The following is a 10,704-nucleotide window of genomic DNA, read 5'->3' on the forward strand; positions in this document are numbered from 1 at the left end:
CGCCGTACGACTATCCGTACGACTACATGGAACGGTCGTGGCGAATTTTGAGCGGATATGAGGGTATTTCTGAGGGGAATAGTGGCTCTGCGGTGGAAGGTGGCGAATGGAATCCCGTGAGCAGTTCGTGTTCCAGAAGATGGCGGCCGAACTGAAACAGGAGGCTGCCCGCCTGATCGGTGACCGTCTGCTCGCCGCCGAGGCCCGCACCGAGGAGGCCGAGGCCAGGCTGTGCCTGACGTGGTACGACATCCTCGACACCACCTGGCGCATTCGCCTGCTCTACGACGTTTCCGGATAGCCCGTGCCGCGAAGGGACGGGTGGCCCGGCCATACTGCTGAGCTGACCAGTCGTGATCCAGCCTGAAGTGATGAAGCGATGACCACGGTCGAATTGTCCCCCTTCCATCTTCGTCTCGTCGAGGATGCCGGCGCCGTCATCGGCCGCTACGGTCTGCTGCTCGCCGGCGGTTACGCGCTGCGCGCGCATGGCCGTACGGATCGGCCCGTCGACGGGCTGACGTTCGTGACCGGGGACGAGGCGCAGCTGGCCGAGGTCACCCACGCGGTGGCCGCCGCCTTCCGGATGACGGGATTGTCGGCCAAGCCGGGGGAGACCGGCCCGCGAATGGGTCACGTGGCCGTCACCGACGAGATCACCGGGCAGGTGTGCGAGGTGAAGTTGCTCCACGAAGCCCTGCGGGACCGGCCTTTCGCCGTCGAACCATGCCCCGTGGTGGGTCTCGACGACGCGGTCGGTCTCAGGGTCAGGGCGCTGCACGACCGCGGCCTGGCACGAGACTTCGTCGATGTGGCCTCGGTTTCCGGCCTGTACGGCTTCCGCACGCTCGAACGGCTCGGCGCCCGGCACGACGACGACTGGCGTACGGAGGACCTGGTCGAACGGCTGGAAACAGTCGATCACCTGGCGGACGAGGCGTTCGCCGAATGCGGCCTCGACGAGGAGCGGATCGCCGAAGTGCGTCGTTTCGCCTACGCATGGGTGGAGGACATCAAGCTCCGCCGCGTCGACGACGGCGACGCCGAGTTCGACGTGGACATCCCCGAGGTGGATTGAACCTCCCGGTCGGGCTGACCTGCCCGTGGGAGCGCCGTGATCAGGGCTTATACCGATCCCCAGCTTGTCCCGACCGAGGACCGGGAAGTTCCGGAGTGCGTTACCTCTCCTTCACACCGCGGCGGGCGCGCGTGCGGGCGCGCCCGGACCCGTGGTCTGAGGCGGGGCGCTTCGTTGGTGTCACACCGGGGCGCCCCGCCGTTCTCCTTTCTTGGTTCTCCTGTGCGACGGCTCGGCTCTTCGAGGCCGCCTTCCACGCCGACCATCGTGCCGCGCTACGCGCGATCACTGTGTCCGTGCTCGTCGTACACGGCGCCGCGGACGCCTCGGCACGCGTCGATATCACCGTGCTCGTCTTCATCAAGGGCTGAGCCCGGCGATTTCCAGGGGACTAACCGGAGATCCTCCGGCCCGAGATCTAGAGTGAGGATCATGTCGCGACCCACAGCTTTGATCACGGGAGCCTCGCGGGGGGTGGGCGCCGCGATCGCCCGGACCCTGGCCCCCACACACGCCCTACTGCTCGGCGGGCGGGACCGCGCCGCGCTCGACCGGGTCTGCGCCGAACTGCCGGACGCCCGGCCCTGGGCGGTGGAGCTGTCCGGGTTGGCGCCGTCCGACGTCGCGGGGATCGAAGGGCTGGACCGGCTCGACCTGCTCGTGCACAGTGCGGGGATCGCCCGGCTCGGGCATCTCGCCGACACCCCGGCAGAGGTATGGCGGACGACCTTCGAGATCAACGTCGTAGCGGTGGCGGAGCTGACCCGGCTGCTGCTTCCCGCCCTGCGGGCGGCACGCGGCCATGTGGTGCTCATCAACTCGGGGTCCGGGCTGCGGGCCAACGCCGACTGGGGTTCGTACGCGGCGAGCAAGTTCGCGCTGCGAGCCTTCGCCGACGTGCTGCGGGAGGAGGAGCACCCCAACGGCGTACGGGTCACCACGATCTATCCCGGACGAGTGGACACCGACATGCAGCGGGACGTACGGGTCCAGGAGGGAGGTCCCTACCAGCCGGAGCGGTATCTCGATCCCGATTCGGTGGCGAGAGGGGTGCTCGCCGCAGTCACGGCGACGCCGGACGCCCACGTCACCGAGATCACGGTACGGCCGGCCGCCGGTCCAACGCGCTGATCCGCATCGTTTGGGCCGCGTCTGCTCGGGTAGTCGGGGGTTTTCCGGGGACCGCATCCTCCTTGGGGAGGAATCGAAAACCATTCCCCGGTCGTATTAATTTACGGAATCTTTGCCACGGAGAATTCGTTGGTCGGGTCAGGAGCCGGGGGAGCCGGATCCGCACAGTGCACATGGTCGCGCGGTGGAAGAGGTGCCAGCGAATGGCGACGGGGAATCGGACGCAGGATCGGCAAGTCTCGGACCGGGACCTGCTCGGGACCTACCTGATCGAGATCGGGCGGGTCCCCCTGCTGACCGCGGAGCAGGAGGTGGAGCTCGCCAAGCGCATCGAGGCCGGGCTCTTCGCGGAGCAGTTGCTCGACAGCGGCCGGGTCGAGCCGAAGATCAAGGATGCGACGGATGAGGAGTTGGAACGCATCGCGGTCTCGGGGCGCCGCGCCAAGGACGAGTTCATTCAGGCGAACCTGCGACTCGTGGTGGCGGTGGCCAGGAAATATTCAGGCCGGGGGATGCCGCTGATCGATCTGGTCCAGGAGGGCAACCTCGGTCTGGTCCGGGCGGTGGAGAAGTTCGACTACCGGCGGGGGTACAAGTTCTCCACCTATGCCACATGGTGGATCAGGCAGGCGGTCGGCCGCTCGATTCACGAGCAGGCGCGGCCGGTGCGGCTGCCCACGCACGCGGGGGAGCAGATGACCCGGTTGATGCGGGTCCGCAGGGACATGCTGGCCGAGTTCGACACCGAGCCGTCCGACGCGGAGTTGGCCGAGGTGCTCGACCTGCCGGTCGAGCGGGTGCAGGAGCTGCGCCGCTGGGCCAGCGACCCGGTATCGCTGCAGCTGGGAGTGGGTGATGAGGACGAGACCGAGCTCGGTGACATGCTCGCTGACGACACCTGGGCCGACCCCGAGGAGCAGGCGATGGCCACGCTCGACAAGGAATGCCTGGAGGACTGGCTGACCGGGCTGGAGGGTCAGGTCAGCGAGATGCTGCGCTGGCGTTACGGCCTGGTCGACGGCCGTGAGCACACTCTGACCGAGGTGGGGCAGCGTTACGGCATCGGTCGTGACCGTGCCAGGCGGCTGGAACGCGACGCGCTCTCGCGCCTGCGCAAAATGGCGACCGCCGCCGCCTGAGCCGCCGAGCTCGCTGAGTCGGATCGCGAGGACGCGCACCTGGGGGGTGCGCGTTTGCGCGTCTCAGCGGGCATGTGCCCGCGATCCTCAGAAAGAGCTTCGGAGGGTCCGACGCGCTCGGACCAAGCCCCGGGCAGCGCGGGCTTGACGTCGAGAGTCCATCCCGGGAGACTCTGGGCGCAAAGAAACAGAAATGTCACCTTGCATGGGGGATTGTACGGGGGGCCTGTCGTAGACAGGCATAGACGGGCAACTGCGGCCGCCGGACGCGGAGGCTGCTGTCGGCTGCTGTGAAGGCGGAACGGGCGAAGATCCTCTTACCGGTTCGTAACGATTACGTGGCGCAACCGGGGCAGGGGCACCTATCCGCGTGACCTTGTGGTCGAATTGTCCCGCTTATACAGCTATGTCACTCATGCTGTCAGAACGCGTGAAGGCAGGCCGAAAAGATGGCGGGGCCGGTGAGCATGGAGCAACCGAAGACCGACAATCAAGGGTGGCAGCGCCGTCTGGCGCTGCGTAACTGGCGGGTGCCCACCCGCCTGACCGCCCTGATCGTCGCTCCGACACTCGTCGCCGTGCTCGTCTCGGGCCTGCGTGTCTCCCAGTCGATCGACGACCTCGGCCGCTACCAGGTGGCCAGGTCCGCCGCGGAGTACTCCGTACACCTGCGCGACTTGGCCGAGCAGCTCGCGCTGGAGCGGGACATCGGAGCCTGGGGCGGTCCCCTTCGGCGCAAGTTCAACGTCGACGGGCAGACCGAGCTGACTCGGTCGCAGCAGCGGGCGGTCGTCGACCCGCTGGTCACCCAGGTGAAGGCCGATCTCGAGAAGATCGCCGAAGACTTCGGGCGGCGTGCCGCCGATCAGGCGCAGCAGGTCGACAGCCGGCTCGCGAGCCTTCCCGAAATGCGTGAGGACGGAGACCCAGGTAGCTACTCCACTCTGATCGACGGCATCCTCCGGCTGCAGGACGAGATCAGCGAGGCCGGCGTCGTGCTCGAGTTGACCGGCGGTATCCGCGCGCTGAACGCACTCGCCCACCTGAAGGAGGAGGTGGCCCTCCAGCGGTCGCTGCTGACCAAGGAGTTCAAGGAGCGAAGGCAGACCTTCACCGCCCCCGAGCTTCAAGGCATCCTCGCCTCCCAGGCGCGACAGCAGGGTTATCTCACCACGTTCAACCGAGAGGCGCCGCCAGAGGAGAGCCGCCGCCTGGCGGCGCTCCTCAACCAGAAGGACATCGTGGACGTCGACCTCACCAGGTCTTGGGCGGTGACACTGGGACTCCAGGGTCACTCCCTCGCCAGGTACGTCGGCAGGGAAAGGCTGCTCCAGCGCTGGTTCCAGCACAGCACCAAGGCGATCGAGCAGATGGCCACCGTCGAGCAGCGGGTCTCGTCCCTCGTGCTCGACCGAGCCCGGCAGCTGCAGTCCAGTGAGCAGCGCAACGCGGTGACCGCCGCGATCATGATTCTGGCCCTCCTCGTCCTGGTCGTCGTCACCACCGCGCTGATCGCGCGATCGATGGTGCGTCCGCTCCGGCGATTGCGGGCGGAGGCGCTCGACGTGGCCGGGCGGCGGCTGCCCGACGTGGTGCGGCGGATGCGGGAGTCGGACGAACCCGACCGTGAGCAGCCGATCCAGGGGATCGTCATGGACAGCGATGACGAGATCGGCGAGGTGGCGCAGGCCTTCGACGAAGTCCACGCCCAGGCGCTTCGCCTGGCCGCCGAGGAGTCCCGACTGCGTTCCAACGTGAACGCGATGTTCGTGAACCTGTCGCGTCGTACGCAGACGCTCGTGGAGCGGCAGATCTCGCTGATCGACGGTCTGGAGCGCGGCGAGGAGGACGGTCAGCGGCTGGCGGACCTCTTCAAGCTCGACCACCTGGCCACCCGCATGCGCCGCAACAGTGAGAACCTGCTGGTCCTCGCCGGACACGAGCCGCCGCGGAAGCGGAGCAGGCCCGCGCGCCTGGTCGACGTGGTCCGTGCCTCGCTCTCGGAGGTCGAGGACTACGAGCGCGTCACGGTCAAGGTGCACCGCAGTATCGCCGTTGCCGGTCACGCCGCCAACGACGTGATCCACTTGATCGCGGAGCTCGTGGAGAACGCGATCGCGTTCTCGCCGCGCAACACCAGGGTCGTCGTGTCGAGCAGCCCGGTGGAGGGAGGCGCGGTCATGCTGGGCGTCAGCGACGCCGGGATCGGCATGTCCCTCGAGGAGATCGCGGAGATCAACCGGCGCCTCGCGGAGCCGCCGACAGTCGATGTTTCCGTCGCCCGCCGGATGGGCCTGTTCGTGGTCGGACGTCTCGCGCTCCGGCACGGCATCCGCGTTCAGCTCCGGCGGGGTGACGGCGCCGGGGTCATCGCGATGGTGCTCTTCCCCGCCCAGCTCGTCTCGGACGCCGACCAGCCATCGCCCATGGCCCCCCCGGTCCCGGGCGGCCAGCTTGGAGGCGGCCCGTTCGGAGGCGGCCCGTTCGGAGGCGGCCCGGTCAGGGGGGACCAGAGCGGCACCGCCGGCCCACCCGTTCGGCAGCCGTTCGCCGAGCCGGTTCCCGGCGGCAACGCGTTCCAGCCCTGGGGGGCGGCGGGAGGCGGCAGCGGCACCACTGGCAGCGGAACCAGGGGCAGCGGCGGCATGGGTGGCGCCGGGGGGAACGCGCCAACAGGCATCGGGCGCAGGTCGTTCCAGACAGCTGAGAACGCCACGGGTGGCGACGCCGGGACGTTCGCGCCGTTCGGTGCGCCGACGCGGGACATCACCACGACTCCGCCCTTCGGCACGCCGGTCCCGCCGCCGTCCGCCGATCCGTACGGGACGCCCCCCGAACCGTTTTCGGCTCCACAGCTCGCCGAGCCCTTCGGGGCTCCGCCCTACCTGGGCACCCCGGCCTTCACCGAGCATTCGGGTGTCTTCCCGGTCGAGGATCCGGCCTCGGTCACCGGGCCTCTCCCGGCGGTGAACGACACGCCGCTGGAGCGTGGGGACGAGTTCCTGCCGATCTTCGCGTCGGTCGAGTCCGCATGGTTCCGGCGCCCGACGCCGAGCCAGGCCGCGCAGCCCGTGCAGCCCGAGCCCGTTCAGCCCGTTCAGCCCGTGCAGCCCGTTCAGCCCGCGCAGCACGTTCAGGCCGATCCGGTGGCGGGCCGGCGGGACGCGTCGCCGCAGGAACCCGCCGCGCAGGGTTCGCCGGTGCTGGGCTCGCCTATCTCCGGATCCGCGGATCCGCAGATGGACGAGCCGGAGGGAGGATGGTGGTCCCGGGCCGACAGCGGCTTCCAGGCGGCGGCCAGTGCACGGGATCCGCAGCTCGGCGGCGTCACGGCCGCTGGGTTGCCCAAGCGGACACCTCGGGCCAATCTGGTCCCCGGCTCCGTGGGTGCGGCGGAGAGCGCGTCACCGGCTCCGCGTCCCGCGGTGTCGGCCGAGGCGGTTCGCAGCCGCCTGTCCAGCTTCCAAAAGGGCGTACGGCGGGGCCGGGCCGAACTGGCCGACGGACCCGCCGATGGGTCGGGTAACGAGGAGGAGGGCTCGTGACTGAGCTGAGCGTGGAGGTACGCAGATTCGACTGGCTGATCACCGAGTTCGTCAGCTCGACGCCGGGCGTGGCGCACGCGGTGGTGGTGTCGGCGGACGGTCTGCGGCTGGCCCAATCGGACGGTTTTCCGCCCGACCGGGCCGACCAGCTCGCCGCCGTCGCCGCAGGGCTGCTCAGCCTCACCGCGGGTGCCGCGAGGGTGTTCGAGGGCGGACCGGTGACACAGACGGTCGTCGAGATGCAGCGCGGTCTGCTGCTCGTCATGGCGATCAGCGACGGGTCGTGTCTGTCGGTGCTGGCCTCGCCCGACTGCGACATGGGCCTGGTGGCCTACCAGATGACCCTGCTGGTCGAGCGTGCCGGTCAGGTGCTCACCCCGGCACTGCGCGCCGAACTCCAGACTTCTCGCCGGTAACGGGCAGGGGAGGCGGATATGCGCGCGGGTGACGGGGCGGAGGACGAGCCTCTGTTCCGTCCTTACGCCGTCACCGGTGGACGATCCGAGCCGCGTTACCACATGGCGATGGAAACCCTCGTATCATCGGTGACCTTGAAGAGCGATGATTATTCCCTGCTCACCCCAGAGCAGGAATCGATCATGATGCTATGTCGTTCCGTACGATCGGTCGCGGAGGTCTCGGCGCTGCTCCGGGTCCCCCTCGGCGTGGCCCGCGTGCTCATCGCCGACATGGCCGACGAGGGTCTGGTGCGCCTGCACATGCCGCAGCTCGAACAAGGGCAGCCAGACCTCAACCTGCTCGAAAGGGTGCTCAGTGGACTACGCAGGCTCTAGTCGTGGGCTGACCTCGACGAAGATCGTCGTGGCGGGTGGGTTCGGCGTCGGGAAGACGACCTTCGTGGGTGCCGTCTCCGAGATCCTCCCGCTGACCACCGAGGCCGTGATGACCGACGCCAGCGCCGGCATCGACGACCTGGGCCTCACGCCGAACAAGACGACGACCACGGTCGCGATGGACTTCGGCCGGCTCTCGCTGGATCAGGACCTGATCCTCTACCTGTTCGGGACGCCCGGCCAGCATCGGTTCTGGTTCATGTGGGACGACCTCGTTCGGGGTGCGATCGGCGCGGTGGTGCTGGTGGACAGCCGACGGCTGGCTGACTGCTTCCCCGCCATCGACTACTTCGAGGAGGCCCAACTGCCGTTCCTGGTCGCGCTGAACGGCTGGGACGGTCAGTACCTCCACTCGGAGGAGGAGGTGCGGGAAGCCCTGTCTCTGCCCCCGCACGTGCCGATCGTCCGTACGGACGCGCGCTCCCGGGATGCGGTGAAGTCGACCCTCATCAGCCTGGTGGAGTACGTGCTGACGGTAAGGGCGGCCTACGGCCGCGCCTACTGATGCGATCTTCTCGTCAGCCCGTGCGGAGAAGCGCGACCCCGCGGACCGCCGTGCCCGGATGACCCCCACAGGTGGCGGGCGTGGCCGACGAGGCACAATTTGCTAATCAAGCCTGTCCGAAATTTAGTTAATTAAGGTCATATACGTGCCCGGTTGGGCTGTTTGTGTACGGGTGTTCGGTTGGCCTCCCCGGTGTCGGTGTGCTGCAATTACCCTCGCCTGCAGGACGTCTCAACTGTCACGACTGCGCACTCGTCGAGAGACACTCCCCCCTGCGCGCACATACGGCGAGAGGTTGCTAAGCCTGTGAGGACACTAGACCCCCGGACTGACGAGAGCCCAGGGACCGGGGTTCCGGCTGAGCAGGAGCCAGATGAGGGAAGCCGGTTCCATCTGCGCAACTGGCGGGTGCGGTCCCGGCTGGTGGCGCTGATCCTCATCCCGACCCTGGCGGCCCTGCTGCTCGGTGGTCTCCGCGTGGTCGCCTCCCTCGACACCGCCGCCGGGTACCAGCGGGCGAACGACCTGGCCCGGCTCGTGGAGAGCGTGGCCGGGCTCACCCACGAACTGCAGGCAGAACGGGACCGGGCCGCCTGGAACGCTGCCATCGGCCGACCGGCGAAGGCCGTCGCGGCGGTGAACGTGCAGATCAAGCTGGCGGATACGGCGCTCGCCGATGTACGCAGGCTCGCCACGGACGTGCGTTCCAAGGTGGGCGATCACGCCGGCGACGAGGTCGAGCACATCCTCGCCAAGCTGGACAGCCTGGAGCCGTTGCGCAAGCAGGCGGTGGAAGAAAGCCTGCTTCCGAGTGCGGTCCTCGAGCAGTACTCCCTCGTCATCGAGAACCTTCTCGCGCTACAGGACGAGCTGGCCAAGGGGGCCCAGGACGACCGGCTCGCCGCCATGTCGGTCACCCTCTCCGCGCTCGCCAGGGCCAAGGAGAACGCCTCGGTGCAGCGCGGTCTCCTCACCACCGTGCTCCCGGCCAGGCGGTTCGAGCAGGCGCAACTGCAGGACTTCCTCGGCGTCATGTCCGCTCAGGACCGCGAGTTGCGGGACTTCCGCAAGAGCGCGTCCCGCGAAGAACGGGCCGACTACGACTCGATCGTCACCGGTGACAAGGTCGACGACGCCGAGTTCCTCCGTACGCTCGTGCTGGACCGGGCCAACGCCGGTTTCCCGCTCAACGGTCTCGACCTCACCGCACGCGACGACATCCGCAGATGGTTCGACGCGATGACCCAGCCGATCAACCGGATGCGCACGGTCGAGGCCAAGCTGAATTCGTCGATCGTCGCCAGGAGCCAGGTGCTCAAGGACGACGAGCAGCGGCGTGCCCTGATCGTCGCCGGGGCCGTGGCTCTCCTGCTGCTCATCGTGCTCGCCATCACCACGGGCGTCGCTCAGTCGCTGGTGCGGCCACTGCGCCGGTTGCGCGGCGAGGCGCTGGAGATCGCCGGACACCGGCTGCCCAGCGTCGTTCAGCGGCTCCGGGAGGCCGGCGACACCGGGGAGACCCCGCACATCGCGCCCATCGGGGTGGTGGCTCGCGACGAGATCGGTGAGGTCGCGCGGGCGTTCGACGAGGTCCACCGCGAGGCCGTACGGCTGGCGGGCGACGAGGCACGGCTGCGCAGCAACGTCAACGCGATGTTCGTGAACCTGTCGCGTCGTACGCAGACGCTGGTGGAGCGGCAGCTTTCGCTGATCGACGGTCTGGAGCAGAGCGAGCAGGACGAGCGGCGGCTGGGCGACCTGTTCAAGCTCGACCACCTCGCCACCCGCATGCGCCGCAACAGTGAGAACCTCCTGGTCCTCGCCGGCCAGGAACCCGCACGCCGCTGGGGTCAGCCGGTGCCGCTCGTCGATGTCGTCCGTGCCTCGCTGTCCGAGGTCGAGGGGTACGAACGAGTCGACGTTCAGGTCCAGCCCGGTGCCGCGGTCCTCGGACAGTCGGTCAACGACGTCGTCCACCTGGTGGCGGAGCTGGTCGAGAACGCCGTCTCGTTCTCCCCACGCGAGACCAAGGTCATCGTTTCGAGCAACCGCATCGACGGCGGTGGACTCATCATCTCCATCAGCGACCGCGGGATCGGCATGACCTCCGAGGAGTTGGCGCAGACGAACCACCGCCTCGCCAACCCTCCGGTCGTGGACGTGTCGGTGTCCCGCCGGATGGGCCTGTTCGTGGTCGGCCGACTGGCCCTGCGCCACGGCATCCGTGTTCAGCTTCGCCAGCAGGACGTCGGCGGGCTGACCGCGATGGTGCTGCTGCCCGAGTCCCTGCTCGCCCACCCGGGACCGGCGTTCCCGGGTATGGCGGGAATGCCGGGTGCCCTGGGCACGTCCGGTGACATGGGCATGCCCGGACAACTGGGCATGCCCGGACAACTGGCCATGCCCGGACAACTGGCCATGCCCGGACAACTGGCCATGCCCGGACAACTGG

10 protein-coding genes are annotated in these 10,704 nt (G+C 68.6%); all 10 read left to right on the forward strand.

Translation table 11 applies throughout. From position 1 onward, the window contains the following. The first annotated feature begins 106 nt into the window (after positions 1-106). Positions 107-301 carry a hypothetical protein gene (locus Mth01_RS14250; RefSeq protein ID WP_204016317.1) on the forward strand — a complete coding sequence of 65 codons (195 nt, stop codon included), beginning with the start codon at positions 107-109 and terminating at the stop codon, positions 299-301. 78 nt (positions 302-379) lie between these two features. Further along, complete coding sequence (locus Mth01_RS14255) at positions 380-1,078, forward strand: hypothetical protein (RefSeq protein ID WP_239089650.1); 699 nt, start codon at positions 380-382, stop codon at positions 1,076-1,078. A 95-nt stretch (positions 1,079-1,173) separates the two neighbouring features. Further along, entirely contained in the window at positions 1,174-1,449 is a 276-nt protein-coding gene (locus Mth01_RS14260) for a hypothetical protein (protein ID WP_204016318.1), read from the forward strand. Between the two features lie 61 nt (positions 1,450-1,510). Beyond that, positions 1,511-2,209: an SDR family oxidoreductase gene (locus Mth01_RS14265; protein WP_239089651.1), complete on the forward strand. Its 699-nt coding sequence runs from the start codon at positions 1,511-1,513 to the stop codon at positions 2,207-2,209. Between the two features lie 203 nt (positions 2,210-2,412). Then, positions 2,413-3,348, forward strand: coding sequence for a sigma-70 family RNA polymerase sigma factor (locus tag Mth01_RS14270; RefSeq protein ID WP_204016319.1), 936 nt, complete (start codon positions 2,413-2,415; stop codon positions 3,346-3,348). A gap of 467 nt (positions 3,349-3,815) precedes the next feature. Then, on the forward strand, positions 3,816-6,893 hold the full coding sequence (locus Mth01_RS30130) for a sensor histidine kinase (RefSeq protein WP_275408942.1): 3,078 nt from the start codon (positions 3,816-3,818) through the stop codon (positions 6,891-6,893). Then, positions 6,890-7,309 (forward strand): roadblock/LC7 domain-containing protein, encoded by a 420-nt coding sequence (locus tag Mth01_RS14280; protein ID WP_204016321.1) that lies wholly within the window; start codon positions 6,890-6,892, stop codon positions 7,307-7,309. Before Mth01_RS30130 ends, Mth01_RS14280 begins: the two co-directional genes overlap by 4 nt. Positions 7,310-7,327: 18 nt before the next feature. Beyond that, on the forward strand, positions 7,328-7,687 hold the full coding sequence (locus Mth01_RS14285) for a DUF742 domain-containing protein (protein ID WP_204016322.1): 360 nt from the start codon (positions 7,328-7,330) through the stop codon (positions 7,685-7,687). Between the two features lie 7 nt (positions 7,688-7,694). Continuing rightward, entirely contained in the window at positions 7,695-8,252 is a 558-nt protein-coding gene (locus tag Mth01_RS14290; RefSeq protein ID WP_204016334.1) for a GTP-binding protein, read from the forward strand. Between the two features lie 306 nt (positions 8,253-8,558). After that, a partial coding sequence (locus tag Mth01_RS14295) for a nitrate- and nitrite sensing domain-containing protein (protein ID WP_239089652.1) occupies positions 8,559-10,704 on the forward strand: 2,146 nt, incomplete at its 3' end.

It is taken from the genome of Sphaerimonospora thailandensis (assembly GCF_016863115.1).
Classification (GTDB): domain Bacteria; phylum Actinomycetota; class Actinomycetes; order Streptosporangiales; family Streptosporangiaceae; genus Sphaerimonospora; species Sphaerimonospora cavernae.

Bases quoted from the DNA above. Each gene is read 5' to 3' on its own strand.
- Mth01_RS14285 (WP_204016322.1), top strand. From the start codon at position 7,328: ATGCGCGCGGGTGACGGGGCGGAGGACGAGCCTCTGTTCCGTCCTTAC.
- Mth01_RS14250 (WP_204016317.1), top strand. From the start codon at position 107: ATGGAATCCCGTGAGCAGTTCGTGTTCCAGAAGATGGCGGCCGAACTG.
- Mth01_RS30130 (WP_275408942.1), top strand. From the start codon at position 3,816: ATGGAGCAACCGAAGACCGACAATCAAGGGTGGCAGCGCCGTCTGGCG.
- Mth01_RS14255 (WP_239089650.1), top strand. From the start codon at position 380: ATGACCACGGTCGAATTGTCCCCCTTCCATCTTCGTCTCGTCGAGGAT.
- Mth01_RS14265 (WP_239089651.1), top strand. From the start codon at position 1,511: ATGTCGCGACCCACAGCTTTGATCACGGGAGCCTCGCGGGGGGTGGGC.
- Mth01_RS14270 (WP_204016319.1), top strand. From the start codon at position 2,413: ATGGCGACGGGGAATCGGACGCAGGATCGGCAAGTCTCGGACCGGGAC.